Consider the following 26,019-nt stretch of genomic DNA (forward strand, 5'->3'; position numbering starts at 1 on the left):
CTAAATAACTATATATAGCTTTAAAATCAAATAATAAGTTTAATTTTAGTAAACAAGAGCAGGCTATAATAATGGCCCGCCCTCAATTAGTTTAATTACTCAACGCCAATAAAGCCGCCGGTTTGATGTGCCCAAAGAGCAGCGTAAATGCCGCCTTGGGCAATTAATTCATCGTGACTGCCTTGCTCTACAACGCCGCCTTCATCAAGCACGATAAGTCTGTCCATTTGTGCAATGGTCGATAATCGATGGGCAATGGCGATTACTGTTTTACCTGTCATTAAATCATCTAAGCTTGCTTGAATAGCCGCTTCTACCTCTGAGTCTAAAGCGCTGGTGGCTTCATCAAGTATGAGGATTGGTGCGTTTTTAAGTAGTACGCGTGCAATAGCAATACGTTGGCGCTGACCGCCTGACAGGGTGACCCCTCGTTCGCCTACTTGCGCATCAAAGCCTTTGTTGCATTTGCTGTCTTCTAAATCGGTTATAAAATCAAGGGCTTTGGCTTGCTTAGTCGCATCGAGCATTTCGGCTTCTGTGGCATCGGGTCTGCCGTATAAAATGTTATCTTTTACTGAGCGATGTAGTAGGGATGTATCTTGGGTAACCATAGCAATATAGCGGCGCAGGCTTTCTTGGCTTACATCCGTAATATTTTGGCCATCAATACTAATGCTGCCTTTGTCGGTGTCGTAAAAGCGCAGCAACAAGTTAACTAATGTGGATTTACCCGCGCCAGAGCGACCCACTAAGCCGATTTTTTCACCGGGTTTAATGTTTAAGTTTAATCCGTTTATTACGGGGCCACGGTTATTTTCATTCGCGGCTTTACCGTAGTTAAAATGTACATTATTAAAGTCGATTGCCCCTTGGGTGACCTGTAACGTTTCGGCTTCTGGTTTGTCAGCAACCGCAATAGGATTAGAAAGGGTGCGCATGCCATCAGCCACGGTGCCAATGTTTTCAAACAAGCTGCTAATTTCCCACATGATCCATTGGGCCATACCATTAAGCCTTAACGATAAACTCAATGCCACGGCAATCGCTCCTGCACTAATGGCGCTTAACGACCATAAATACAAAGACACTGCTGCTACCGAAAACACTAACAAATAGTTTAAGCTTTGAATAACCACGTTTAAGCTGGTGACCAAGCGCATTTGTTTATAAACAGGCTGTAAAAATACATCCATACTTTGTTTAGCGTATTGTTCTTCGCGTTGAGTATAGGAAAACAATTTAATGGTTGAAATATTTGTGTAGCTGTCGACGATACGGCCGGTCATTTCTGAGCGTGCATCAGCTTGTGAACTGGCAATACTTTTTAATCGGGGTACAAAGTAAATTTGCACGCAAATATACAATGCTAACCACACTAATAATGGCAACATTAAACGCCAGTCTGAGGCGGCCACTAAAAACACCATTGAGCCAAAATAAACAGCAATGTACATAAGTACATCAAGTAACTTAGTGACTGACTCACGTACTGCTAATGAGGTTTGTAATACTTTTGTAGCGATACGCCCAGCAAATTCGTTTTGATAAAAGCTGACACTTTGACGCAGTAGATAACGGTGTGCCAACCAACGAATCGACATCGGATAGTTGCCCAATAGCGATTGATGTAAAATAGCCGATCTAAAAAATACGACTACAGGCATGACGACTAAAAGCATTAAACCCATTTTTATTAGCGCGGATTGTTGCTGCGAAAACAGCTCTTCAGGTGTGTACTCGCCAAGCCAGTCAACCAGTTGGCCCATATAACTAAATAAAGAGACCTCTAAAATAGCGAGTAATGCGGCACTGAGCGACATCAGCACTAACGACAGTTCCATGCCTTTAGTGTAGTGACGACAAAATGCAAAAAGGGTTTTAGGAGGCTGAGATGGAGAACGCTCTGGGAACGGTTTAGTCATCCGTTCAAATAGTCGATACATATTAACTGCTTAATTAAATATTTATAAAGATGTCCCACTATACCATTGTAAAACACAAAGGCGCAGTGGGAATGAGGTGTGCTTCGGTTAACTCAAGTTGAGTTAACCGTTTATAGCTTGGTGTGGCCGGTTTTATTTTTTACCAGCCAATACGATATACCCAGTGCTAAGGTAACTAACGCCAGGCCAACAATTTGCTCTGAGGTCACTAATTTTAAATCGAGGACAATAATTTTACGCGCCACAGCCATCAATGCGGTAGCAATAACCAGTTCAACAGGCAGCGAGCTTGAGCCCAAATATAACCGAATGTTAGTAAATATTTCTACCGCAATTAGCACCACCATAAAGGCACCAAAGGTTTGCAGAATGTCTTCAATATTTAATAAAAAATAAGGCGGAGAACTTAACCGCATGTATAAAACATACACTACATCAGCAATACTCCAAAAAATAACCAGCACCATGAGCACTGCCAGTATTTTAATTGCAAAGCGAATAGCATGATGTAAATACTGCATCAGGGGATCAACATGATCCTCTGGTAATTCTTCGTGTTTCTTCATGTTATTTCAGCACCTTATTGATTAAATTAGCCTTTATAAAATGATAGCTGATTAATTATGTTTAGCACTATATACGGTCAAAACAGTATAAGTGATTATTTTTATTAAAATAGTGTGCTTGAACAGGGGACTTGTTTGGTATGGGTTAAATTCTAAGTAAAATTCAAGGTGTTAATAATATGTAATTAAGCGTGTGATTTTTAGTGTCTATCTCAAAAGGTTTGCGGTTATTGGTTTCTGCTGTCATGTTGGTGGCATTCATTATGAGGATAACAATGCTATGTCTAATTTAGGTTTAAAGTTAGTTAATCGACTTATAAAGTATGGTGTGTTGGCATCATTAAGTTCTGTAACGCTTACAAGCTTTGCTGGCGAGTCTACACAACAAGCATCATTGCATAAAATTGCACAAGAAATTTCGGCGCAGCGTATTGAGAGTGATATTCAAACGCTGGTGGGTTTTGGTACGCGACATACGCTATCAGAGACTAAGTCTGATACACGTGGTATTGGCGCGGCAAGGCGTTGGATTAAAAAAGAATTTGAAGCGATTTCGGCACAATGTGGTGGCTGCTTAGAAATAATAGAGGTAAAACAAACCATTTCGGGAGAAAAGCGCATTCCTAACCCTGTAGAAGTGGTTAACATAATTGCGATTCAGCGCGGCAGTACTGAGCCTAATCGTATGGTGATGATGTCGGGTGATATAGACTCGCGCGTTAGTGATGTAATGGATTTTACCAGCGATGCGCCAGGTGCAAACGATAACGCTTCAGGGGTTGCCGGTGTTATTGAGGCAGCGCGTGTTTTATCGAAATATACATTTAATGGCTCGGTTGTTTACGCGGCGCTCTCAGGTGAAGAGCAAGGTTTATTTGGCGGTAAAATTTTAACCGCTTATGCGCAAAAAAATAATTGGCAGGTTCATGGTGTTTTAAATAACGACATGATTGGTAATATTACCGGTATTAATGGCGTAACCGATAACACCACTGCACGTATTTTTTCTGAAGGGACGCGAGTGGTTGAAACCAAAGAGCAAGCACGTACTCGTCGTTTTACAGGTGGCGAAGTTGACTCAGCGAGTCGTAATTTAGCGCGTTATATAGACACCATTGCCGATAAATACATTGAAAATTTAGACACTATGCTGGTGTACAGACTCGACCGATTTGCTCGAGGAGGGCATCATCGCCCATTTAATGATGCGGGCTTTGCGGCTGTACGTATAATGGAAACTAACGAGCATTACGACCGTCAACATCAAGACCTACGCACCGAAAATGGCATAGTGTACGGTGATACCATTGATGGGGTTGATTTTGATTACGCCGCAAAACTCACGTCATTGAATGCGGTGAGCCTAGCGTCAATGGCATGGGCACCAGCGCCACCGAAAGAAGTGAAAATTAGTGGTGCCGTACGCGCCAGTACCACACTTTCTTGGCAACCATCGGATGATAAAAATATTGCCGGTTACAAAATTTACTGGCGCTATACGAGTGAGCCACAATGGCAATACAGCCAATGGGTTGATAATGTTAGCGAGTTTACGCTTAAAAATGTGGTTATTGATAACTACTATTTTGGCGTTGCTAGCGTGAATAAACAGGGTGTTGAATCGCCAGTGGTGTTCCCCGGTGATGTGGGGTCGTTTGATCACAACATAAAATAATCGGTTTGCTTAAAAACCCAGCAAACAGCTGCGAATAAGGTGTTAAGCACGCTATTTATGCTTGCGCCTTATTTGTTATGCCCTTAAAGTGTAAACAAAGAAGTAAAAAGGTTATTAAAATGCAGCAACAAGAACAAAAACCATTAACACCAGAGCAGCAAGCTGAACTTCAGCAACAAGAAATTCAATGGCAGCGCGAATGTTTTCAAAATGCGCAAAAACATTTAGCTGAAAAAGGCATTATGCCCAAAACATTGCTTGAAAAAGAAAGCCGTTTTTTAGCGCCTTTATGCGCGCTTTGGAAATTTAAAGCGCAAAACGGTAAAAGCTACTGGGTGATCACCGGTCGTTTACCAACCGATCACGCTGAAGCGTCTGCAGCAAAAGATGCACGCGATGCTATGCGTTATTTTTCACTGCAGTGGCAGTTAAAGGCCGATCAAATTATTACCGCGGGTGCGCGAGATAAAACCCAAGCTGATTTTGCAAATTTACTGATTAACCGTGCACATGGTTTATATGAAATGCATGAAAACGAGCAGCTGTGGGCAAAAGAACCCGCTTAATAAATAAAAGTGAATACATTTAAAAAAACCTAACTTAGTGACCTAAGTTAGGTTTTTTGTTGGAACTTTCAGAATTAAGCTCGAAACATAAATAGACTCTAATAAGCGCTATCTACGCGGACTGTGTTATTAGTTAAATAAATAAGACGCACATTATCACCTTGGTGAAAACGCATAGCGGGATCGCTATCTTGTACCACCATAAATTGTTCACCACTTTCTACTTGTATTAGCAGTTCAACTAATTGGAGGTTTTCATAGCGTTGTGTCTGTTGCTTATTATGCGCAACATTACCACCAATCACTGATCCTAAAATAGTCGCTACCGTGCGACCGCTGCCACCACCAAACTGGTTACCAATAACTCCACCTAATAGGGCACCGCCAAAGGTTTTCCAACCGTTACTTTTATCGTGAACCAATTGTTGCTCTGTAATGTTGCGCACCGACTTCACTTTACCAAATAGTACTTGCTGCACAGGAACGGCTTTATTGCGTTCATACTTGGCAAAAGTGGGGGCACTAAATATTAATAAAGTGCATAAAAATAAGCTAAGTGTTTTCATGGTTCGCTCCTGTTAGTTACCAACCAAAGGTAGATTTTTCACGGGTTTTACGAATTTCAGTTTCGTCAGCCCATTCAACAAGGCCACTTTGCATATCCATTAAGCGCATTGTAAATTTGTAGTACACATCGGCTTTGTCAGCATTGGATTTAACAATGCTCGATAGGTTACCGTACAGCATATATTGCGCACCAATTTGTTTACCAAAGGCCACCGCAGTGCTTGGATTGATCAGTGCATCTTCATTTTGAAATGTAAGTTGTTCACGAACCGCTTCTACACGAGTCATATCAACAAATCTAAATTTTCCACTGCGAAGTAATTGAGTCGAAATTGAGTCGGTAATTGACTCAGTGTCTATGTGTTCACTGGTTTTGTTTTTAATACGCTCAACAAATACCACAGGGCGTGTATTGGCAGTCATAGTACCAACCACTGGCGAACTGAGCAGTGAGTCGGTCATTTGCGAGGCTACTTTTTGTAGGTCGGTAGAGCCAAAGTTTATATCTGTGGTTTCTACGGCTTGGGCATCACCATAACTAACGACTGCTTTATTAGCACAACCTGTTAGTGTGAGTGCGGCTAAGCCTAAAATTGCATAGCCAGAGAGTGATTTGAATTGTTTATTGATCATCATGGTTTCCTTAATCTTTAAATTCTTGTGCTTCAGTAGACACTTCTCTTACAGCTAAAGAGAAAGTAACAGCATTAGGGCTAGGCGCGAGCCCTGCAAGCTGAGTTTTAGCAAAGCCAAATAATGTGAGGGCTTGCCACGGCGAGTGGTTGCCTTTAATTACAAAGCCATCTTTATCAAACCAGTTAAATTGATACTGTAAATATTGTGACTTTTTATAGGTACTTGCCAAGGTGACTACCACGTCGGTTAGGTTATTTGTTTGACGAGTTTTTACATCACTAATTAATAGCTTTTTTGCTAACTGTGGATTGTTAACATTGAGCTGCTCTTTGTAGGCGTTGGTAGTTTGTTCAACTCCAATGCCTGAGGTTACAGGTCGGCTGCTACATGCACTAAGCATAAACAACGCAATAATGGGGAGTATGTATTTCATGATGGCTCCTAAAGTTGCACTACATGGGAGTTAAAAAAGTTATTAACAGAGGTTAGGTAGATTAACGTTAACCTTTGCTTACTAACGGTAAAATTTATTGGCGGTTGTGAGCCAACATTTAAGGTATGTTCGCCTGCAGTCACTGCACTGCGGGCAAGACTAATTTGATTGGGTAAGGTAAGCCAGCTGCGGGTATCGGCTTGCTCAGAAGCAAGATTATATAAGTTTGCTAAAATATTCCCCACATCACCGCCACTGCGGGCAAGCTCAGCGCGCAGCTTTTCTTTCGCCACTAAGCGTAATATTTGCCTCGATACGCGCCCAGCAACTTGCTGCTCTAACGTTTTAGCGGCCAGTGCTTCTAAGTGCACTAACGGGCTTAGTGATAATACGTGGTCATTAATTTTGACGTTGTTAACGGTGCTTACATAAGCATTATTTATATAAATGGGCATGGCGAGACTATAAAAGCGGGCGTCTCCCTGTGAAGTATAAATGGGTAGTCGCAATTTAAATTCGTGTTGTTTTGGTATCAGGCCTTGTTCGAATAATATAACCACTTCGCCTTGGTTTTTTTCTAAGCTGTTAACTTCACCAAACTGGCGTTTAAATTGGTTATAGTCATCAGCAAAACCTTGCTGCTTAGCAAGACGCAGTATATCGTGTTGTAAATACGGATTGTTAGGTTGTATTTCGAGTGCTTTTTTATAGTCTATGTAGGCATCATCACCTTGCTTTGCCGTTTCATATAGCAAGCCTGATAGGTAAAACGTGTACGCATTTTGAAAGCCATTTTTGACCGAGCGAATTAAGTTATCCATATCGGGATAGTGTTGCTGTGCTTGGGCAACCGCATTATCAAATTCGCTTTGATTACTTAATAGTTCATCAACTTGTACTTTATTAGCACGGCGTATTTCAACTAAGGCGCTTTCAATATCATGTTTATAAACATAATTGAGCGCTTTGTAGCTATGCAACATACTCATTTCGTAGGCGGGCGGTGTATAACCAATAGCTGAGTCGTTGGTTAACAGCGCATTACTTTGCTCAAGCCCAGCACTTACTTGTATTTTTGCAGCTTGGCGCTTAGATTGCATTTGTTGATAGACAGTTTCAAAATGAACTTGTGCGTTATCGGGGTTGTTGGCTAAATCCGCGATACGGCCTTGTTCTAATTGGCTCAGTAAATAATTACTGTGTGTTTTGCTGTTTTTGCTTATTAAGGAGCGTGCACTCTCAATATTATTATTCGTAATGGCTTGTCTAATAGGGGTGGTATTAGTGGCGTAATCATTAAAGAGATCGTCAAAGCCAATGGTGCTGCAACCACTTACGATAAAGCAAAGACTAAAAATTAAAATGTGACGCACGCGCACTCCTTCTTATTTATTCTGTAAGGTTAACATACTGCCAATAAATACAAGTGTGAAAGATTGTAAAAAAGCGTAGTGTATAAACATAGAACAAAAACCCTTAATAAAAACTTTATCATTTAAAAAATAACCATGGTAACGTTTACAACATTGGACGTTAATTTAATCCGTATATAAATACGGTACATATTTATCAATACGTTAGGAATTTATTTGAAAGCCACTCTGTTTACTATTATCGCGTTAGTTGCCTTTGCTGCCAATTCGTTATTGTGTCGCTTAGCATTAGCTCAAGGTTATATTGATGCGTGGAATTTCACTGTTTTACGGCTTCTCAGCGGGGCAGTGTGTTTGGCTATTATTATGCTGCTTTATACAAGGCAGTTAAATAAAAAAGCACAATTAAGTAGTTCTGTTACTAACGATACCGGAAGCTGGCGAAGCAGTGCGAGCTTGTTGATATACGCGCTGTGCTTTTCTGTTGCTTATATCGAGCTTGATACCGGCATGGGTGCGCTTATTTTATTCTCCGCGGTGCAATTTACCATGATCGGCTGGGGCATCTATAAGCAAGAGCGCTTAACCGCTGTGCAATGGCTTGCATTTATTGTGGCGTTTGCGGCTTTTGTTTACTTAATGCTGCCTTCGCAAACAGCGCCACCGGTAATGGCAGCAGTATTAATGAGCATAAGTGGCGTGGCATGGGGAATATACAGTATTCGTGGCAAGGCGTGTGTTTCACCACTTAGGGCCACCACTTATAACTTTATTCGCAGCTTATTAGTGCTACCTATTTTAATTGTGGTGGGTATGAGCCAGCTTAAGAATGTACGTATGGAAGGGGTGTTACTTGCCATTGGCTCAGGTGCGATAGCATCTGGTGTTGGTTACAGTATTTGGTATGTGGCTATGCCATTATTAAAAAGCACGCATGCAGCTATAGTGCAGTTATGCGTGCCCGTTTTGGCAGCTATTGCAGGAGCGGTGTTTTTATCAGAAACCTTAACTGTGCAATTTATGCTCCCGAGCAGTATTATTTTACTAGCGGTATTGGTTTTTACGTTAAATAAAAAAACTAATAACACTGCTTAGCTGGTGGACTCACATTGAGCACAAAGCGTTCATACAAAGCAGGTAAGTGGGTTAAAATAGCGTCTTTACCTAATAAATCACTCTCTTTAATGCAGTTGTGTAATACCTCAACTGACAGGTGCCTCATAAGCTGCTCTGACTGCGAAATATGGCTAATATGCCAAAGTTCTGGGGCAACACCGCCTAAATCGTGCTGATAAGGCCGATAAAATCCAAATTCTGCCAGGTGGGTGTCTAGCCATTGACTTAGTTTAGCAAAAGGTCCGCCATGCTGATATTCATCGGGGGTTAGTTGCAACTCATAATCGTCACTCACTGCGCCTTTATCAAAAATATCTAAGTCAGTGCCTAAATGATGGCGACTTGCCCCTGGTAGCGCAGAATAAAGCATAATGGCAATGCATTTCTCAATATCACTGAGCGAATTAATATCAACGTGTTGCTGCGCTTTGCTTAATACCGGCCGCTTAGCGGAAAATTTAGCGTTCCAAATAGCTGATTGACGGTTAAAATCCCGAAAACTTGATGCAATACATAAATCAAAGCCTGCTGATGCAGTCGCTGTTTGCAGTGCAATAAAGTCATTTACAATATCGGCATGCAAAGAGTGATTTTGTATGGCAACTAAATGTGCATCACTTTGGCCAGTGATGCATTGTATGAGTTCTTTATTTGCAGTCATTAAGTTAACAGGTGCTCTAATATTTGTTCGTAAATATCGGCCAGCGCGATTAGGTCGTCGGTGCTAACACACTCGTCCACTTTATGAATAGTGGCATTACGTGGCCCTAATTCAATAACTTTAGCACCCGTTTGTGCGATAAAACGACCATCTGAGGTGCCACCTGTTGTTTCTAAGTTAGTGGTTAACCCCGTTACCGATTTAATGGCGGCTACGGTGGCATCAACCAATGGGCCGTGATCGGTTAAAAACGGCAAGCCATTCACAATCCAATTGAGTTCATAATTTAAATTGTGTTTTTGTAAAATGGAATTTACTTTTTGTTGTAGTTGTTGATGAGTAACTTCGGTACTAAATCTAAAATTAAATTGTACCTCTAGCTCCCCAGGGATCACATTGCCTGCGCCCGTACCGCCATTAATATTAGAGATTTGAAAGCTGGTGGCTGGAAAAAAGTCATTACCCATATCCCACACAGTTTGGCTTAACTCGGTTAAAGCTGGCGTAGCTAAATGAATTGGGTTTTGTGCTAAATGTGGATAGGCCACATGACCTTGCACGCCTTTTATAGTTAAAAATCCCGTGAGTGAACCACGGCGGCCATTTTTAACCACATCACCGAGTACATCGCGAGAAGAGGGTTCACCTACAAGGCACATGTCTATTTTTTCACCGCGCTCCTCTAAAGTATCTATCACGCGCGTGGTGCCGTTAATAAACGGGCCTTCTTCATCTGAGGTAATTAAAAACGAAATGGAACCTTTGTGATCTGGATGCTTAGTCACAAAGCGTTCGGTTGCCACAATCATCGCCGCTAATGAGCCTTTCATGTCGGCAGCGCCACGGCCATGTAATAAGCCGTCTTCAATTAGGCCTACAAAAGGCGGGTGCTGCCAGTTTTTTTCAGGTCCAGTGGGCACCACATCAGTATGACCGGCAAAACAAAAATGCGGTGATTGCGTGCCTTTTCGTGCCCAAGTATTGAGCGTGTCAGTAAAAAAGAGCGATTCAATATCAAAGCCAATGGCGCTTAGGCGTTCATTCATCAATTGTTGGCACCCGGCATCTTCAGGTGTAACCGACTCTCGCTGAATTAAGGCTTGGGCTAGGGTAATTACTGGATGGGTCATTATTTAAAAATCTCATCGTATTGTGCTGCTTTAAAGCCTAAGTGATATTGCCCGTTATTAATAAGAAGAGGGCGTTTGATCATCGCCGGTTGTTCAACGAGTAAATCTATAGCGGTTTGTTTAGTCAAGCTTTGTTTTTGCTCATCAGTGAGCGCTCTATAAGTTGTGCCACGTTTATTAACCAATTGTTCCCAATCAATATGTTCTGCAAAGTCGCTTACCATGTCGTTATTAACACCGTCTTTGCGGTAGTCATGGAAAGTGAATGCGATGTCGTTATCGCTTAGGTATTTTTTTGCTTTTTTAATTGTATCGCAGTTGCTAATGCCATAGAGAGTGATCATAAATCTACTTCTTTTTAATAATAGTTAATAAGGTATCTACACCGGCATTAACTTGCGGGTGAGAATAATGAAAAGTGCCTAAATTATGGCCATTGAGAATTATAAGGCTGGCTAAAATAGGCGAGTCGAGCTCACGTAAATCAAAATAAGCAAGGCGTTGGCCTTTGGTTATTTTGCTGCCGTTAAGCTGAGCAATATGAGTATGCGTAAGTGTTTGTGAATCGGGAACCGCGAGGTTTATTAATACTTTTAAGCCGTTATTGGCTTTTAAAATAAATTCACAACCGGCACTTTTTACCTGCAATAAGGTGCCATTGAAGGGCGCTAATACTTTATGACTCGATAAACTAACAACAATACCTGGGCCGAGTGTGCCAAAACGAAAAAAGGATTGTGGATGCTCTTCCATTGGCATCACTTTACCACTGAACGGACTCGTGATTTGTATCGCGTTTCGGCCAATTTTATTTTTAGTTAAATAGCTAACGTCTTCAGATTTCATTATTTATTCAGTTATCACGTTGTAGCCATCGGCTTTAAGGGCTGTAATTGCTTTGGTTACCGTTTGTTTTTTTACTAAAATATAGTCGGTATCATATGTGGATATCGAAAAAATGGACACGCCAGCTCTGGCTAATACGCCTGACAGATTTGCCATAATGCCAGTTAACGAAAATCCTAAAGGGCCTATCACTTCCAGTGCTTGCCAATTAGATTCAGTATCTTGGCTATCAATAATAAAGTCGACAGGGCAAACAACTGACAGTTCATCATGCGTTTTTGAGATAAAAAATAACGGTTGTTTTAACAGCGCAGGCGGTATGTCAGCATCAAGGGCTAAACTATGAATAGATAACACGGTGCTGTGTAATTGTAATGTTTGTTTTGACATTAAACGTATCGCCAGCAGCAAAATAATAGCTTTATAGTATAGAGTATTGAAGCTAAATTAAAGGCTCAAGTTAAGGCAGTGCTATATTTTTATTAGCTAAAAAATAATTGTCCACAATTTCTGTGGATAAGCTTGGGGGTTGTGAGGTATAAATAGCCTAACCAGTTAATTATTAAATAAAAAATGGCTAGGCTATAAAAAGGGCAAGTTAATTACAGGCCTTAATTAAGCGCTTCTACTTGCGCCGCCTGAATGGCTGTTAAAGCAATGGTATACACAATATCGTCAACTAATGCGCCACGGCTTAAGTCGTTAACAGGTTTGCGCATCCCTTGTAACATAGGACCAATACTGATCAAATCGGCACTTCGTTGCACTGCTTTGTAGGTGGTATTACCCGTATTTAAATCAGGGAAAATAAACACGGTTGCTTTACCGGCAACCGGGCTATCTGGCGCTTTTTTAATAGCTACACTTTCCATAATGGCCGCATCGTATTGCAATGGCCCATCGATAATGAGATCAGGACGCTTTTGTTGGGCAATTTTTGTTGCTTCGCGGACTTTTTCTACATCAGCGCCACTGCCCGAATTACCCGTGCTGTAACTTATCATTGCTACACGAGGTTCTATGCCAAATGCGGCAGCAGAATCGGCAGATTGAATTGCAATGTCGGCTAGTTGTTCAGCATTAGGATCAGGGTTAATAGCACAGTCACCATAAACAAGCACTTGATCAGGCAATAACATAAAAAACACTGATGAGACTAATGATGAACCCGGTGCGGTTTTAATCAACTGTAAAGGCGGGCGAATAGTATTGGCCGTGGTATTGACTGCCCCTGAAACCAGCCCATCGACTTTCCCTTGTTCTAGCATCATGGTGCCCAGTACCACGTTATCTTGCAATTGTTCCTTTGCAATGACATCAGTTAAGCCTTTGTTTTTACGAATTTCAACCATAGGTGCCACGTAGTCGTTAATAATACTACTTGGCTCTATTACAGTCACATGCTCGTTCAGTTCAATCCCTTGTTGCTCCGCAATGCGTAATATTTCATCGCGATCGCCAAGTAAAATTGTTTTAGCTATGCCGCGCTGGCCACAAATAGCAGCGGCTTTAATGGTACGAGGCTCGTTACCCTCAGGCAACACAATCGTTTTATCCGCTTTACGGGCTTTATCGGTTAATAAATACCTAAAGGCAGGGGGGGATAACTTGCGGGTTTTTCCCACACTTTTTGCTAATGTGTCCAGCCAATCAGAATCGATATGTGCAGCGTTATGATCTTTTACTTTTTCTATGCGTTGTTCATCGTCGCTAGGCACTTCTAGGTTAAAGTTATGCAGCAATAAAGAAGTGCGCCAGGTATCGCCCTCGGTTGCCAAAATTGGCAGACCAGTTTGCATAGCTTGTTCGCATAGCGCCATAATGCGCGGCTCAGGTTCAAAACCACCGGTAAGTAAAATTGCACCTAGTTTTGTGCCATTCATGGCCGATAAGCAAGCTGCAACGAGTATATCTGAGCGATCGCCTGGGGTTACCAATAACGCACCTGGCGTAAAATAATTTAAAATATTGGATACCGTGCGGGCACAAAATGTAATTCGTCTGAGTCGGCGGTGTACCATATCGCCTTCGTTGATAATAGTGGCTTTTAAATAGGCACTTAAATCTTTAACACGTGGGGCAACCAGTTCAAAATCCCACGGAATAGCGCCGAGTAACATAAACGGGTTTTTTCTAAAAATAGGTAAAGAAGCTAAGCGGTTTAATTCGTTATCAAGCGCTTCTGGCTTATAGGTATCGACTAAATCGGCGCGAGCTCGACCTTCCTCATCAAGGGGGGCGTTTACTTTATTAAAAATACAGCCAAGCACGCGAGGGTGGTCAATGCCACCATAGTTGCCAGCGGCTATTTCAAGTCGGTCTTCAATTTGAGTAATGTTGTAATTGCCAGGGGTAAGTACAAAAACGATATCAGCCCCTAAAGTTTGTGCGATTTCGCGATTTACTCTCCCCGCATACGGTTGGCGACGAGTAGGCACCATGCCTTCAATAATAGCCACTTCATCATCGTTAATTTTACTTTGAAAACGCTCTACAATTTCTTCTAGCAGGTCATCGCCTTTGCCATCGCCAATCATTTGCTCGGCGTAATCCAGCGCAAATGACGTAGGTGGATCAATAGGTGAGCCTTGGGTAACAATTTGTGTTGACTTTTCTGGGCCTGTTTCACCCGCGCGTGGTTGGGCTATAGGTTTAAAAAAATTAACTTTAACAGTTTTCTGTTCCAGCGCCCTTACCAAACCCACCGATACTGAGGTTAAACCAACCCCAGTAGAAACGGGGATCAACATAATACGACGAGCCATATTATAACTCCTTGGTGATGTTTGCGGCATCAAATGCGATCACCCATTCTTCGTTAGTGGGCATAACAACCGCTTTGCTACGTGAATCAGCTGTACTAATTAACCCAGCTTGGCCAAAACGTGCATCAAGGTTTGCTTGTGGGTCTAAATTAATACCTAAAAAGGCCAATTGTTTAAGTACTTTATCACGGATAATATCGGAATTTTCGCCAATACCGCCGGTAAAAATAACTGCGTCTAGCTGTTGCAGCGGAACCATGTAACCGGCTATTTGTTTTGCGAGGCGGTAACAAAACATATTAAGTGCCAGCATAGCTTGCTGGTTGCCTGCAATAGCGGCTTCTTCTATGGTGCGACAATCGTTAGACAATTCGCTTATGCCTAATAAACCACTTTTTTGATTTAGTAAGTCATCAATTTGCTGAGCAGTGTAATCGAGTTGCGTGGTTAAAAAGTTAAATAGGCCCGGATCAATGTCGCCACAGCGCGTACCCATAACAAGCCCTTCAAGCGGGGTTAACCCCATACTGGTATCAACACTTTTGCCATTTTTAATCGCACACACTGAACAGCCGTTGCCTAAGTGAGCGCTAATAAAGTTACTGTTTTCAATAGGAAGTGCTAATAACTTCGCAGTTTGCCCTGCCACATAAAAATGGCTGGTGCCATGAAAACCATAGCGCCTAACACCAAAGTCTTTATAAAGCTGATAAGGAAGGGCATAAAGATAAGCGACTTCATTCATCGTTTGATGAAATGCCGTATCGAACACGGCTACTTGCGGTAAGTTTTTAAATGATGCTTGCGCTGATGAAATACCCAGTAAGTTAGCGTGGCCATGCAAAGGTGCTAGCGTAGCTGCTTGCGTGATACCTGCAATAACGCGTTCGTCAATTAATACTGATTGGGTAAAATGCTCACCACCATGCACAACACGATGACCAACAGCAACTAGTTGCTCATCAAGATTGTGATCTTTTATTAAATCAACCAGCGTATCAATGGCATGCGCGTGTGCCTGATTAGCAGCAAGTTTAATGGTGGTCTTTTCTCCCTTAAATTTATATTTTATTGAGGGAGCATCTGCACCTAGGCGCTCAGCTAAACCTGAAATAATGTCTTTTCCTGTGTTTGCATCAATAATTGCAAACTTTAAACTTGAGCTTCCACAATTAAGTACCAAAACATGGTTTGGTTTTTTTGGGAGAGTTGGCATAGATTCATTTTCCATTTAAATATTAATCAGTACACTTGGTTGATATATAAGCATCGTAAGCTTAAATGGGTATAGACTAAAGTGTAGTTGACTTTATTAAAAGGGCTTTGTGGAATTCTTTCTATAATTTATGCTTTTTGTGAGTTTTACTAATGAAATTAAGCATTTTTACCGATAAAGTGAGAGTTGTGTTACACTTTTATAAGCAAGATGCTTTTACAAGTGTTAAATGCCGTGATTGTGAGGATTTATAATGCAAAAAAGTGTGATATCACAAGTTCAATTAGGGCGCGCTTATGCTAAAACATGGCCTATGCGTAAAGAGGTCGCGCCATTATTTGCCGAGTTTAAAGTGATCAGAGCAACCGAGCTTGCGATTACGGTAATGCCTATTTTAGCCATGCTAACTTTGTTTTTTCAGCTTAATTATTTAGGCCCTGATTTTTTACCTCAAGCTATTGCCAGTAGTCTATTTTTTATCTCCTTGCCGTTACAAGGGCTTTTATGGCTAGGTAAACGTGCGCAAACAGAATTAGAACCCGCTATGCTGCAATGGTACAACGAGTTGTTTGCAAAAATGGTCGCCAACGGTTACGACGCACAAATGGGGAAAAACAAGCCCCGCTATTTGGAGCTTGCTGAATTGTTAAAAGACATGTTTGATAAAATGGATAAAACCTTTACTAAAGAGCAGTTTTAACAAATTGGCTAATATAAAATGACAAGGTAACCTTATGATGCTGTTTTTGTTCAAGTGCCTGCCAATGCTCGGGTCTGAACTTCCATGCAAAGGGTGTCATCATTATTAAATTTCTTACGTCGCTAAATGTGAGTGACACTTGCTCTGTAATGAGCTGTTGCGATGATTGTTTAAAGCCTGTTGGCGTAGCAACTTCAGTATGTTCATTTACCGTATTATAGATATATTTTTTCAACTCTTTGAGGTGCATAGGCCCAGGGCTTGCCACCACTAAACAGCCATCCTCTTTCACAAGGCGAGAAAGTTCATCGTCAAACAAAGGGGCAAACACGCTAATTAACACATCAGCAAGGTGATCATTAAACGGCGCGTGGCTTATTGATGCCACGCTAAATTGACATTGTGTGTATCGTTTTGCTGCGTATTTTACCGCCGACTTAGATATATCAACACCATACACAGTAGCTTGCGTGTTATTTGCTATAGCATGGGTGTAAAACCCCTCGCCACACCCTAAATCAATCACTATATTTGCATTGAGCGGTTTGACTAAATTAGCTAAGGCTGTCTGTAAAAATGCATAATGGCCTTGCTCTAAAAAAGAACGCCTTGCTTGTACCATTTCTAAAGAGTCACCGGGCTGTTTAGAGTTTTTATTTTGCACGGGGAGTAAGTTTACATAGCCTTCTTTGGCAAAATCAAAGCTGTGGTTATTATTACAGCGTAATGTTTTTTCATTAAGTGCCAATGGAAGTTTGCAAATAGGGCAATGGTAATGAAGACTCATGAGCCTAAATAGTCCTTATCAAAAAAAGTTTTTACCCAGTGCGGGCGATAGGTGATCATAACAGTTATTGCCATACCGTTTAGCATTGCTTCAGGAAACGCTAAAATAGGACTGAGATAAATGTAGTTTTCTGTTAGCTGATGCCAATTATATTCGCCAATTGCGTAATAAAAAACACCCCCGAGTATAATGTTAACGCAAGCAACGACACCAGCCGTTAAAAAGCTACAAACAAATATATAGATAAAAAAGTGCCGCGCTAAGTAGTGGTAACAAAGCATAAATACAAAGTAGCTTAATAATACTGGAATAAACGCACTTATTAGTAATTTTACCGCAATCAGCTCGAATGCTATTTGGCCAAATGCAGTTAGCAGGGCTGTTGTTAATACACAACTTAAAATAGCCAGACGCCAGCCTAAAATCAGCGTAACAGCAGTAATGCCCAATATATGAAGATCAAGCCCAGGTAAAATACCGGCTTTTATACGCCATAGTAAAGCGAGCACCAGCGCGCAGGCAAACACGCCAGTTTGCCTAGCTGGCGTATTAAATAAATTGGCGTATGTTGATTTATTAACACTTAAAAAGCCAATAACAATAACACCAATCCACAGTAATGCCTGTAATTGCACACTTAGCATAATCGTTAATTAAACTCAGACCAAATAGGCGCATGATCTGAAGGCTTGTCGATAGCACGTAATTCGTAATCTATACCGGTGTCGATACAGCGAGCTGCTAAGTCATGCGTTGCCAGAACCACATCAATCCTTAGTCCACGATTATCAACAAAACCCTTAGAGCGGTAGTCAAACCACGAGTATTGATCGTTAGTTTCTGGGTTTTGCTCTCTAAAGGTGTCTTTAAAGCCCCAGTTTAATAACGTTGCTAGCCATTCACGCTCAACGGGTTGAAATGAACATTTTCCGGTTTTTAACCAGCGTTTTGCGTTTACCTCACCAATACCAATATCTAAATCGGTTGGAGAGATATTAATATCGCCCATTACAATTACATCTTGATCAGGTGTGTAATGACTATTTAGGTGAGTCATTAAGTCTTGATAAAATTGACGTTTATAAGGGAATTTAGTTTCGTGGTTGATATTATCGCCTTGCGGGAAGTAGCCATTCATGACATGTAGATCACGGCCATTTTCTTGCTCTACGGTAACGCTGATCATTCGCTTTTGCGACTCATCTGTGTCGGTGGAAAAGCCTTTTAATACCGACTTAGGCTCTTTTTTGCATAACATTGCCACACCGTAATGCGCTTTTTGTCCATGAAAATAAACGTGGTAACCCATTTTTTGTACATCGTCTAGCGGAAATGCTTCATCGTGCACTTTTATCTCTTGAAGACCAATAATATCTGGCTGGTGTTTATCAATAATAGCTTGTAACTGATGTAGGCGAGCACGCAGACCATTGATATTAAAAGAAATCACTTTCATAAAGTTTACCTTCAAATTTATTTTCATTGTTAGCCAAATTGTATCAGTATTTGGAGCGACATAACATGATTGAAACGAGAAAATAGCTGCACAAATGTTGATCAATTTTTGCTTAATGTTTAAACATTGTAAATGCAATATTAAATAATAAAATAAATAAAATATTCAATTGATATGTTAAAAGTTGTCTATATAATGCGCAAAAATCGTTTGTTTAACTCGTTCAAATAGGACCACCTGATGAAAACTCAATTACTTTTAGCCGCCTCTCTTTTTGTTTCTGTAACTGCTACTGCGCAAAGCAATACGTATTACAGCCAAGACAACAAATTAGAGTCTAATTTATGTGTTGTAAGCGCCAATGAGGGGTTTTCGGCTGCTCGTAAAATGGCAGCAAAGCACGGTGTATATTTATCGCGTTATTCAAAAAGTATCCTATGTAACGGTCAAGACATCCGTGACATTGCAAAAAAAGAAGCAGCAACGCAATCAGTTGTGTCTAAAGTAGAAGTATTTGCAAAAGATTCACACCAAGAAACACAGTTATGTATGACTGCATTAAAGCAAGGCCTACAACCAGTACGTAAGCAAATTGGTAACTTAAATTCATTAAAGTGTAATGGCCAAAGCGTTACTGATTTTGTTAAGCGTTACCAAAACGCTGCAATCTAAATTACCGTATTAGATATAAATAGCTCGGTTCTTACCGAGCTTTTTTTTTTGCAAAAATTACCAGAGTAGCTTGCAAAAATTGCATTATTAAATATCGTAATAGAAGTTGTTCTTGGTTAATTGTTTGATTTTAATGATTTATTTTTTTTGGCATCGTATTTGTATTACTAGATTTGAAATTTATTAATACAAGGATACGTCTGATGAAAAAATTAACGATAGCTTCTACTGTTTTAGCCGCATTGAGTTTAGCCGCTTGTTCTTCAAATCAAGGTTTAGAAAAAATCGACAGTGATTTTGCAAGCTTAGATAACGACAGCGATGGCTTTATTTCTAAAACAGAAGCCGACGATGATAGTATTTGGCAGCACTTTTCAAATATAGATACAAATATGGATAATCAAATAAGCCGTAATGAATATGATGCTTATATGCAGCTAAATGCTGGGAAAGTTGCTACAGATAGTGAAGTGAGTGAGTCTGCATTTAAGGCTGATATTGCGAAGTTTGATAAAATAGAAAATGACTTTAAAAGCTTAGATAATGATAGCAACGGCTTTATTTCAGTTTCTGAAGCTGACGATGATGATATTTCAAATCATTTTGGTTACATGGACAGCAATAAAGATAAACGAGTAAGTAAAAAAGAGTTTAATAGCTATATCCAAAAACATGGTGATTCTGTTGCAGAGGACGATGCACTTGAGCAATTTAAAAATAGCTAAATTACATTATTAAATACACTTGATACCAAGCCAGTGTTTTTCACTGGCTTTTTTATACCTATAAAATGTTATTTTATTAATATGTTTTCCTAGTTTGCCGTTGTTCTGTCATAATAGATGGCTGTGTGTTTTTATTAACTTTAGAGTGATTATGGTTGGTCGGCGAATTAGTGATGAACAATTAATTGAAATCATTGAAGCGGCGATTTTTGTGGCAGGCAAGCCCGTATCAAAACGTCATCTTAAGGACACGGTTTTAAACGACTTAGCAATTTCTATGGCGCGCATTAATGATGCTGTAGAGGCCATTCAAGTTCACTATCAGACGCGTGGAATACGTTTAGTTGAGGTAGGCAGTGGCTATCGTTTTCAAGCGTGCAGTAGTTTAAGCCCATGGTTGAGTAATTTATGGCAAGAACGTGCCCCTAAATACTCTAGAGCTTTACTCGAAACCCTGTCGTTAATTGCATACAAGCAACCCATTACCCGTGGTGAAATTGAGCAAGTGCGGGGTGTAGCAACTGGCTCAAATATTATTAAAACTCTGCTTGAAAGAGAGTGGATTAAAGTAGTTGGGCATAAAGAAGTACCCGGTAAACCGGCACTTTATGCAACGACTAAACAATTTTTAGATTATTTTTCGATAACGGGACTTCATGATTTACCCGCATTGCCAGAGCAACAGCAAAGTAAAATTACCCAGTTATTAAGTGATCCTTCTGTGAGAGAACCATCCGAATGAGTATACAAGGTGAAAAGTTACAAAAAGTCCTAGCCCGTGCAGGTGTAGGCTCACGCCGTGAAATGGAAAAATACATTGATGCAAATCGTGTGAGTGTAAATGGTAAAGTAGCTAAGTTAGGCGACAGGGTTGAAGAAACCGATTTAATTCGTGTTGACGGCCATACCGTTAAAATAGAAGAAAAAGCAGACAGAATTTGTCGTGTAATTATGTATAACAAACCAGAGGGTGAGTTAAGTACGCGTAAAGACCCTGAAGGCCGTAGAACCGTTTTTGACCGCTTACCTCGTATTGATGGCGATCGCTGGATAGCAGTAGGCCGATTAGACGTGAATACCTCAGGCCTAATGCTGTTTACCAATGACGGTGAATTGGCAAACCGCTTAATGCACCCAAGCTATGAAGTTGAACGCGAATATTCAGCACGTGTATTTGGTGAAGTCACTGACGAAACAATGAAAAACTTACTGCGTGGCGTAGAACTTGAAGATGGCCCCGCAAAGTTCACTGGTATCAAGCCTATGGGCGGTGAAGGTATTAATCGTTGGTATAATGTAACGCTTAATGAAGGTCGTAACCGTGAAGTGCGTCGTTTATGGCAATCACAAGATGTGGAAGTATCACGTCTTATTCGTATTCGTTACGGTAAATTAGAGCTTGATAAGCGTGTACCGCAAGGTGGCTGGATTGAGTATGATTTAGATACGGTTAACTATTTACGTAAAACAGTAAAGCTTGGCAAAGAAACACAAACTAAGCTGTCGGTTATTCCTGAAAAGCGTAAAGACAAGCGCGCTAAAATAAACCAAATTCGCAAGGCGGTTAAAAAGCACAATCAACGTGTAAAACCGACTAAACGTAAGTAATTAAAGCATAAAACAACAAAGCCGCTTTTTATAGCGGCTTTTTTACGTTTAAAACTAAATATTACTTTTTAGCTTGTGCGTCTAACGATTGGCCATTGATATCTTTTGAGTCATCACTCATTAAATACAGGTAAGTTGGCATTAAATCTTCAGGTGTTGCTAGTAAATCACGATCTTCACCTGGGAATGCACTTGCACGCATTGATGTACGTGTTGCGCCTGGATTGATGCAGTTAACACGGATTGGCGTTTTTTCAACTTCACACGCCCATGTTTGCATCATACCCTCTACCGCAAACTTAGAAATAGCGTAAGGTCCCCAAAATTCTCTTCCTTTACGACCTACACCCGATGAGGTAAATACCACTGAAGCACTTTTTGACTTACGCATTACAGGGAACAACGCTTTGGTGATCATCGCTTGTGCTGTTACGTTTACTTTCATTACATTTTCGAATGTTGATGAACAAAAGTGCTCCAACGGCCCTAAAGTACCTAAAATACCAGCGTTATTTAATAGTCCATCAAGGCGGCCAAATTGACTTTCGATTGTTGCGGCTAAATCACGATAGTTCTGTTTAGTTGCACCTTTTAAGTCCATAGGCACAATCGCTGGCTGTGGGTAGCCTGCATTGACGATTTCGTCATACACACATTCTAGTTTATTAGTTGTTTTTCCTAATAAAATAACGGTTGCACCATGTTTAGCATAAGTAATTGCTGCAATACGGCCGATACCATCACCTGCGCCTGTTATCAAAATTACTTTGTCTTTAAGTGCGTTTTCAGTTGCTTGATAGGTATGCATAAAAGTACCAATGTTTAAATTTTTTTTGATTTTAACATAGCAAATCGACAAGTAATCGAATTTATTACAAATTTAGGTGGCGAAACTAGAAAGTTTACGTTAAGTTTAACTGGTCTAATGTCTCATTAATATACTAGCTACATTATTTTAACTTAATTACACTGACTATAAACACACTATAAAAATAAGATTTGTGCGGAGAACACTATGAAAAAAATGCTACTCTCGCTCTCAGTTGCAGCTGCATTAGCAGGCTGTGGCGGCGGAGAAACGTTAGAAGATGTTAAAAACGATTCAGTTACAGTTATTCCAAAAGCTACGGTAAAATTTGACCCTGCAAATGGTGTAATTTCGGTTCCTAATGATTTATTGATGAGCGGTACGCGCGATGGCACATTAAACATTCCTGGTGAGCTAAATGACGAAAATGTTTCTATCCCTCGCGCTGCGTATGCAGATCCGCAACTTGCACTAGGGGCACTTGATGGCTGGTCTACGCAAGTTCCTTTTAAAATAGATTTAACGTTTCCACCGGGCATTAGTCTAGATGAAACGTCTGCAGCTTCACCAGGCTCAGTACGTATTTTTGAAGTGATCATGGGTGCAAGCCTAACAGATGCCGAATGCTCACAAGCACCAGCCGGTGCTGCATGTAAATTAGTGGGCGAATTAACCTTTGGTGTCGACTTTGTTACACAAGGCTCTGGAGACGCGGTTGCTATTATTCCACTTAAGCCATTTAAGGCCGGTAGCTCATACATTAACGTATTAACGACGGGGCTTAAAGATTCAGAAGGTCGTTCAATTGAGCCATCATCAACATATGCGACTGTTAAACAAGAAGCGCCGTTAGTAACGCCATCACAACTTGCGCTGCAAGGGGCTGTTAACAGCTACGAAAACGTAGTGGTAAGCTCAGGAAATATCACCAAAGACGATATTATTTACTCAGCTGCCATGACAATGCAATCAGCAGGTCCTGTGCTTGGCACAATCAAAAAGATTTTAGCAGCAAGCTTAACAGAGCCAACAATTCCAACGCCTGCGTTGCAAATTCCAACACAGCCTATGGCTAATGTACAACAAGCGTTTGCAATACAAGGTGTAACGGTGCCTGACGTATTCCAAGTAGCACAGTACCAAAAGGGCAGTATTCAGTTACCTATGTATTTAGGTACGCCGAAGGGTAAAGAAATCAGTGATTTAAATGATACTTACTGGCAAGGTATGTGTGATAACGCAGTGGCTATCATGGGTTATAAAGCGCAAGCGGGTGAAGCGTTCCCAACTGATCCTATTAGCGTTAACGATGCAACATGTGCAGCGTTAAGTGATGGACAGCTTCGTGATTTAGGTTTAGATAGCACGCGTCATTTAACCAAGTATAATGTTATTCCTAAAATGCAAAGTATGGCGACTGTGCCAGTACAAATTACTAAGCCTATTTTACCGGTTGTGAATGCATACCGTGCAGGCTTAGGTTTAGAGCCTTTTGCTGCTATGCCAGAAAATGGCTGGCCAGTAGTTATTATGCAACACGGTATTACCACACAAAAAGAAAGCATGTTGACACTAACAGCACAGCTTTCACTTCAAGGCTTTGCAACGGTTGCAATTGACCATCCTCGTCATGGCGAGCGTGGAATAGATGTTGATGTTGATGGCACAGATGACTTTAACGCAACATCAGGCTCTGTACTTAGTTACATGAACCTAAGCTCGTTATTGGTCGCCAGAGATAGCTTACGCCAGTCAAGTGCCGACTTACTTGGTTTACGTTTAGGCTTAAACTTCAGTGGTGATAGTTCACTCAATTCTAGAGATGTATCTTATATTGGCCATTCACTGGGCTCAATTGTAGCGCCTGCATTTATTGCACAAGCGAATAGCCCATTGGCTGATCAAGTAGACCCATTCTTTAAAGTTAATGCTGTTGCATTGGCAAGTGGCGGTGGCGGTATTGCTAGCTTCTTATTAGAGTCAGCCGCGTTTGGTCCATTTATTCAAGGCTCTGTACTTTCTCAAGCTGGAACTGCTGAAGCTGACGAGTTTAATGCATTCTTAAATGCTGGTGCGTTATCAAACTGTGGTGCCTTGTTACCAGACATGCAGGACTTCTTAAGCTGTGGCTTTAATGAATTTGCAGCATCGCTAACTATGGCGGGAGAAGCTGATAAACTGGCTAACATCAAGGGTGTGATGACGCAGTTTGTATTTGCAGCACAAACTGCATTAGATAGCGGCGATCCGACTAACTACGCAGCAACGGTTAAAGCACTAGAAACACCTGTGTATATGAATGTTGTTGTTGGTGATGGCACTGATAGTAACAAGCCAGACCAAGTTATTCCGCCGATGACTGCTAACAATCCAATTGCAGGTACACTGCCTCTAGCTAACTTTATGGGGTTAGAAACAGTGAGTACAACTCAAGCACCAACAGAGATGGGCGCTAGCTATTTAGTTAAATTTAACACAGGTCATCATGGCTCGGTATTGACACCGGCGCAAGATGAAAGACAGTCGTCTACAGCAGCGGGCAGCGCAGCAGCTAATGCAGAAATGCAATTGCAAATTGCAACTTATCTAGCATCGCGTGGACGTTTATTATCTGTATCAGATACTGATATTGTGACTAATTAATAATCAACCACTCAATTAAGTCTAAAAAGCCACTGTATAGTGGCTTTTTTTTATTTTAAAGCATGCTAAATTGGCTGAAATTTATAAACGGAGAACACAGTTGGAATTTTTATACGAGTACGGCTTATTTTTTGCAAAAACCATTACCTTTGTTATTGCTATTGCTGTGATTTTAACCTTAATTGTAAGCTCGGCTGTTAAGCCAAAAGCGAAAAAAGGTGAGATTGAAATTGATGACCTATCAGAGCAGCTGACCAATATAAAAGAAAGCTTTTTAAATAATACGCTAGGTAAAAAAGAGTTAAAAGCCTATCAAAAACAACAAAAAGCAGAGCAAAAAAAAGCGGACAAAGAAGCGCCTAAATCACGACTCTATGTTATTGACTTTAATGGCAGTATGGACGCACATGAAGTAGAAAGCTTGCGCGAAGAAGTGACCGCGATAATTTCGATAGCGGATGCAAAAAAAGATAAAGTGTTAGTTCGCCTTGAAAGTGGTGGTGGTGTGGTACATGGCTATGGTTTAGCCGCATCACAATTACAACGTTTAAAGTCAGCCGGTATTGAGTTGACTGTATCAATAGATAAAGTCGCCGCCAGTGGTGGTTACATGATGGCTTGTGTGGCTGATCATATTATTGCAGCACCGTTTGCAATTGTTGGCTCTATTGGTGTTATTGCACAAATTCCAAATTTTAATAAAATTTTAAAGAAAAATGATGTCGAGTTTGAGCAAATTACGGCGGGTGAATTTAAACGCACGTTAACTTTATTTGGTGAAAATACCGATAAAGCTCGTGAAAAGTTCCGCGAAGAGATAGAGCAAACTCATGTATTGTTTAAAACTTTTGTGAGCACTCAGCGCCCAAGTTTAAATATGGATTTAGTGGCAACGGGTGAACATTGGTTTGCAACCCAAGCAATTGAAAAAGGGTTAGTCGATACTATTAAAACCAGCGATGATGCGTTGTTAGAGCAACAACAGCAATATCAAATTTTTAAAGTGCAATACAAGATTAAAAAAGGATTAAGTGACAAGCTGGCAATGGGTTTGAGCCATGGTGTGAATAAAGCGGGTGTAAGTTTAATGTCAAAGTTTAAGGCGTTAAACCCTTAATAATTTAATC

Annotated in this window: 27 protein-coding genes; 10 read left to right on the forward strand and 17 right to left on the reverse strand. The window is 40.7% G+C overall.

Going from position 1 to position 26,019, the window contains the following annotated elements:
• Positions 1–95: 95 nt before the first annotated feature.
• Together KK487_RS06910 and KK487_RS06915 are read right to left on the reverse strand one after the other, a co-directional pair.
• The gene (locus KK487_RS06910) at positions 96–1,943 is read right to left on the reverse strand and encodes an ABC transporter ATP-binding protein (protein ID WP_215522097.1); all 1,848 of its coding nucleotides are present in this window, start codon (positions 1,941–1,943) and stop codon (positions 96–98) included.
• A gap of 110 nt (positions 1,944–2,053) precedes the next feature.
• On the reverse strand, positions 2,054–2,509 hold the full coding sequence (locus tag KK487_RS06915; RefSeq protein WP_013464778.1) for a phosphate-starvation-inducible PsiE family protein: 456 nt from the start codon (positions 2,507–2,509) through the stop codon (positions 2,054–2,056).
• A 280-nt stretch (positions 2,510–2,789) separates the two neighbouring features.
• Between KK487_RS06915 and KK487_RS06920 the strand changes: the two genes are divergently transcribed.
• Positions 2,790–4,184, forward strand: coding sequence for a M28 family peptidase (locus tag KK487_RS06920; protein ID WP_215522098.1), 1,395 nt, complete (start codon positions 2,790–2,792; stop codon positions 4,182–4,184).
• Between the two features lie 119 nt (positions 4,185–4,303).
• Entirely contained in the window at positions 4,304–4,750 is a 447-nt protein-coding gene (locus tag KK487_RS06925) for a DUF4826 family protein (RefSeq protein ID WP_008110031.1), read from the forward strand.
• A gap of 98 nt (positions 4,751–4,848) precedes the next feature.
• Here KK487_RS06925 and KK487_RS06930 read toward each other — a convergent pair whose 3' ends face one another.
• Genes KK487_RS06930 through KK487_RS06945 form a run of 4 tightly spaced genes read right to left on the reverse strand, consistent with a single transcriptional unit; the run spans position 4,849 to position 7,759 of the window.
• Entirely contained in the window at positions 4,849–5,316 is a 468-nt protein-coding gene (locus KK487_RS06930; protein WP_215522099.1) for an outer membrane lipoprotein, read from the reverse strand.
• A 16-nt stretch (positions 5,317–5,332) separates the two neighbouring features.
• Positions 5,333–5,950, reverse strand: coding sequence for a penicillin-binding protein activator LpoB (gene lpoB, locus KK487_RS06935; RefSeq protein WP_051894383.1), 618 nt, complete (start codon positions 5,948–5,950; stop codon positions 5,333–5,335).
• A 10-nt stretch (positions 5,951–5,960) separates the two neighbouring features.
• Positions 5,961–6,386, reverse strand: coding sequence for a YcfL family putative periplasmic lipoprotein (locus tag KK487_RS06940; RefSeq protein ID WP_016899910.1), 426 nt, complete (start codon positions 6,384–6,386; stop codon positions 5,961–5,963).
• A gap of 8 nt (positions 6,387–6,394) precedes the next feature.
• Positions 6,395–7,759, reverse strand: a complete 1,365-nt coding sequence (locus tag KK487_RS06945; protein ID WP_215522100.1) for a COG3014 family protein — start codon at positions 7,757–7,759, stop codon at positions 6,395–6,397.
• Between the two features lie 216 nt (positions 7,760–7,975).
• Between KK487_RS06945 and KK487_RS06950 the strand changes: the two genes are divergently transcribed.
• Positions 7,976–8,854: a DMT family transporter gene (locus tag KK487_RS06950; protein WP_215522101.1), complete on the forward strand. Its 879-nt coding sequence runs from the start codon at positions 7,976–7,978 to the stop codon at positions 8,852–8,854.
• On the opposite strand, the gene KK487_RS06955 is transcribed toward KK487_RS06950, so the two are convergent.
• The 7 genes from KK487_RS06955 to KK487_RS06985 all read right to left on the reverse strand — a co-directional run bounded on the left by KK487_RS06955 (position 8,838) and on the right by KK487_RS06985 (position 15,493).
• Positions 8,838–9,536 (reverse strand): M15 family metallopeptidase, encoded by a 699-nt coding sequence (locus tag KK487_RS06955; RefSeq protein WP_215522102.1) that lies wholly within the window; start codon positions 9,534–9,536, stop codon positions 8,838–8,840. The two genes, KK487_RS06950 and KK487_RS06955, sit on opposite strands and share 17 nt — an antisense overlap.
• Positions 9,536–10,666: a succinyl-diaminopimelate desuccinylase gene (gene dapE / locus KK487_RS06960; RefSeq protein ID WP_036956389.1), complete on the reverse strand. Its 1,131-nt coding sequence runs from the start codon at positions 10,664–10,666 to the stop codon at positions 9,536–9,538. Before dapE ends, KK487_RS06955 begins: the two co-directional genes overlap by 1 nt.
• Positions 10,666–11,010: an ArsC family reductase gene (locus KK487_RS06965; RefSeq protein WP_036956391.1), complete on the reverse strand. Its 345-nt coding sequence runs from the start codon at positions 11,008–11,010 to the stop codon at positions 10,666–10,668. The genes dapE and KK487_RS06965 overlap by 1 nt, the downstream gene beginning before the upstream one ends.
• A gap of 4 nt (positions 11,011–11,014) precedes the next feature.
• Positions 11,015–11,512 (reverse strand): PTS glucose transporter subunit IIA, encoded by a 498-nt coding sequence (locus tag KK487_RS06970; RefSeq protein WP_215522103.1) that lies wholly within the window; start codon positions 11,510–11,512, stop codon positions 11,015–11,017.
• 3 nt (positions 11,513–11,515) lie between these two features.
• Positions 11,516–11,902: an ACT domain-containing protein gene (locus KK487_RS06975; protein ID WP_036956394.1), complete on the reverse strand. Its 387-nt coding sequence runs from the start codon at positions 11,900–11,902 to the stop codon at positions 11,516–11,518.
• A gap of 221 nt (positions 11,903–12,123) precedes the next feature.
• Complete coding sequence (pta, locus tag KK487_RS06980; RefSeq protein WP_090492778.1) at positions 12,124–14,277, reverse strand: phosphate acetyltransferase; 2,154 nt, start codon at positions 14,275–14,277, stop codon at positions 12,124–12,126.
• Between the two features lies 1 nt (position 14,278).
• A complete protein-coding gene (locus tag KK487_RS06985; RefSeq protein ID WP_215522104.1) occupies positions 14,279–15,493 on the reverse strand; it encodes an acetate kinase in 1,215 nt (404 codons plus the stop codon).
• 253 nt (positions 15,494–15,746) lie between these two features.
• On the opposite strand from KK487_RS06985, the gene yfbV reads away from it, so the two are divergent.
• Positions 15,747–16,193, forward strand: coding sequence for a terminus macrodomain insulation protein YfbV (yfbV, locus tag KK487_RS06990; protein ID WP_036956398.1), 447 nt, complete (start codon positions 15,747–15,749; stop codon positions 16,191–16,193).
• Here the strand turns inward: yfbV and rlmA are convergent.
• From rlmA to xthA, 3 genes are read right to left on the reverse strand one after another with little or no spacing between them, the layout of a single operon-like run.
• Positions 16,177–16,980 (reverse strand): 23S rRNA (guanine(745)-N(1))-methyltransferase, encoded by an 804-nt coding sequence (gene rlmA, locus KK487_RS06995; protein ID WP_215522105.1) that lies wholly within the window; start codon positions 16,978–16,980, stop codon positions 16,177–16,179. The two genes, yfbV and rlmA, sit on opposite strands and share 17 nt — an antisense overlap.
• Positions 16,977–17,624 carry an energy-coupling factor ABC transporter permease gene (locus KK487_RS07000; protein WP_016899918.1) on the reverse strand — a complete coding sequence of 216 codons (648 nt, stop codon included), beginning with the start codon at positions 17,622–17,624 and terminating at the stop codon, positions 16,977–16,979. The genes rlmA and KK487_RS07000 overlap by 4 nt, the downstream gene beginning before the upstream one ends.
• Positions 17,625–17,629: 5 nt before the next feature.
• Entirely contained in the window at positions 17,630–18,436 is an 807-nt protein-coding gene (gene xthA, locus KK487_RS07005) for an exodeoxyribonuclease III (RefSeq protein WP_013464795.1), read from the reverse strand.
• Between the two features lie 240 nt (positions 18,437–18,676).
• Between xthA and KK487_RS07010 the strand changes: the two genes are divergently transcribed.
• From KK487_RS07010 to rluB, 4 genes are all read left to right on the forward strand, one after another.
• A complete protein-coding gene (locus KK487_RS07010) occupies positions 18,677–19,108 on the forward strand; it encodes a hypothetical protein (RefSeq protein WP_013464796.1) in 432 nt (143 codons plus the stop codon).
• Positions 19,109–19,311: 203 nt separating this feature from the next.
• Positions 19,312–19,833, forward strand: a complete 522-nt coding sequence (locus KK487_RS07015) for an EF-hand domain-containing protein (RefSeq protein WP_013464797.1) — start codon at positions 19,312–19,314, stop codon at positions 19,831–19,833.
• A gap of 151 nt (positions 19,834–19,984) precedes the next feature.
• On the forward strand, positions 19,985–20,575 hold the full coding sequence (scpB, locus tag KK487_RS07020) for an SMC-Scp complex subunit ScpB (protein ID WP_013464798.1): 591 nt from the start codon (positions 19,985–19,987) through the stop codon (positions 20,573–20,575).
• Positions 20,572–21,441 (forward strand): 23S rRNA pseudouridine(2605) synthase RluB, encoded by an 870-nt coding sequence (gene rluB / locus KK487_RS07025; RefSeq protein ID WP_008110001.1) that lies wholly within the window; start codon positions 20,572–20,574, stop codon positions 21,439–21,441. The genes scpB and rluB overlap by 4 nt, the downstream gene beginning before the upstream one ends.
• A gap of 61 nt (positions 21,442–21,502) precedes the next feature.
• On the opposite strand, the gene KK487_RS07030 is transcribed toward rluB, so the two are convergent.
• A complete protein-coding gene (locus tag KK487_RS07030; RefSeq protein ID WP_016899536.1) occupies positions 21,503–22,249 on the reverse strand; it encodes a YciK family oxidoreductase in 747 nt (248 codons plus the stop codon).
• Positions 22,250–22,456: 207 nt separating this feature from the next.
• On the opposite strand from KK487_RS07030, the gene KK487_RS07035 reads away from it, so the two are divergent.
• On the forward strand, positions 22,457–24,892 hold the full coding sequence (locus tag KK487_RS07035) for a VolA/Pla-1 family phospholipase (RefSeq protein ID WP_096038406.1): 2,436 nt from the start codon (positions 22,457–22,459) through the stop codon (positions 24,890–24,892).
• Positions 24,893–24,992: 100 nt separating this feature from the next.
• Complete coding sequence (gene sohB / locus KK487_RS07040) at positions 24,993–26,009, forward strand: protease SohB (RefSeq protein ID WP_215522106.1); 1,017 nt, start codon at positions 24,993–24,995, stop codon at positions 26,007–26,009.
• The last annotated feature ends 10 nt before the right edge of the window (positions 26,010–26,019 follow it).

It is taken from the genome of Pseudoalteromonas sp. SiA1, assembly GCF_018732205.1.
GTDB lineage: Bacteria > Pseudomonadota > Gammaproteobacteria > Enterobacterales > Alteromonadaceae > Pseudoalteromonas > Pseudoalteromonas tetraodonis.

Excerpts from the sequence above, each read along its gene's own strand:
- KK487_RS06910 (WP_215522097.1), bottom strand. The coding sequence starts at position 1,943 with ATGTATCGACTATTTGAACGGATGACTAAACCGTTCCCAGAGCGTTCT.
- KK487_RS06915 (WP_013464778.1), bottom strand. The coding sequence starts at position 2,509 with ATGAAGAAACACGAAGAATTACCAGAGGATCATGTTGATCCCCTGATG.
- KK487_RS06920 (WP_215522098.1), top strand. The coding sequence starts at position 2,790 with ATGTCTAATTTAGGTTTAAAGTTAGTTAATCGACTTATAAAGTATGGT.
- KK487_RS06925 (WP_008110031.1), top strand. The coding sequence starts at position 4,304 with ATGCAGCAACAAGAACAAAAACCATTAACACCAGAGCAGCAAGCTGAA.
- KK487_RS06930 (WP_215522099.1), bottom strand. The coding sequence starts at position 5,316 with ATGAAAACACTTAGCTTATTTTTATGCACTTTATTAATATTTAGTGCC.
- lpoB (WP_051894383.1), bottom strand. The coding sequence starts at position 5,950 with ATGATCAATAAACAATTCAAATCACTCTCTGGCTATGCAATTTTAGGC.
- KK487_RS06940 (WP_016899910.1), bottom strand. The coding sequence starts at position 6,386 with ATGAAATACATACTCCCCATTATTGCGTTGTTTATGCTTAGTGCATGT.
- KK487_RS06955 (WP_215522102.1), bottom strand. The coding sequence starts at position 9,536 with ATGACTGCAAATAAAGAACTCATACAATGCATCACTGGCCAAAGTGAT.
- dapE (WP_036956389.1), bottom strand. The coding sequence starts at position 10,666 with ATGACCCATCCAGTAATTACCCTAGCCCAAGCCTTAATTCAGCGAGAG.
- KK487_RS06965 (WP_036956391.1), bottom strand. The coding sequence starts at position 11,010 with ATGATCACTCTCTATGGCATTAGCAACTGCGATACAATTAAAAAAGCA.
- KK487_RS06970 (WP_215522103.1), bottom strand. The coding sequence starts at position 11,512 with ATGAAATCTGAAGACGTTAGCTATTTAACTAAAAATAAAATTGGCCGA.
- KK487_RS06975 (WP_036956394.1), bottom strand. The coding sequence starts at position 11,902 with ATGTCAAAACAAACATTACAATTACACAGCACCGTGTTATCTATTCAT.
- pta (WP_090492778.1), bottom strand. The coding sequence starts at position 14,277 with ATGGCTCGTCGTATTATGTTGATCCCCGTTTCTACTGGGGTTGGTTTA.
- KK487_RS06985 (WP_215522104.1), bottom strand. The coding sequence starts at position 15,493 with ATGCCAACTCTCCCAAAAAAACCAAACCATGTTTTGGTACTTAATTGT.
- yfbV (WP_036956398.1), top strand. The coding sequence starts at position 15,747 with ATGCAAAAAAGTGTGATATCACAAGTTCAATTAGGGCGCGCTTATGCT.
- rlmA (WP_215522105.1), bottom strand. The coding sequence starts at position 16,980 with ATGAGTCTTCATTACCATTGCCCTATTTGCAAACTTCCATTGGCACTT.
- KK487_RS07000 (WP_016899918.1), bottom strand. The coding sequence starts at position 17,624 with ATGCTAAGTGTGCAATTACAGGCATTACTGTGGATTGGTGTTATTGTT.
- xthA (WP_013464795.1), bottom strand. The coding sequence starts at position 18,436 with ATGAAAGTGATTTCTTTTAATATCAATGGTCTGCGTGCTCGCCTACAT.
- KK487_RS07010 (WP_013464796.1), top strand. The coding sequence starts at position 18,677 with ATGAAAACTCAATTACTTTTAGCCGCCTCTCTTTTTGTTTCTGTAACT.
- KK487_RS07015 (WP_013464797.1), top strand. The coding sequence starts at position 19,312 with ATGAAAAAATTAACGATAGCTTCTACTGTTTTAGCCGCATTGAGTTTA.
- scpB (WP_013464798.1), top strand. The coding sequence starts at position 19,985 with ATGGTTGGTCGGCGAATTAGTGATGAACAATTAATTGAAATCATTGAA.
- rluB (WP_008110001.1), top strand. The coding sequence starts at position 20,572 with ATGAGTATACAAGGTGAAAAGTTACAAAAAGTCCTAGCCCGTGCAGGT.
- KK487_RS07030 (WP_016899536.1), bottom strand. The coding sequence starts at position 22,249 with ATGCATACCTATCAAGCAACTGAAAACGCACTTAAAGACAAAGTAATT.
- KK487_RS07035 (WP_096038406.1), top strand. The coding sequence starts at position 22,457 with ATGAAAAAAATGCTACTCTCGCTCTCAGTTGCAGCTGCATTAGCAGGC.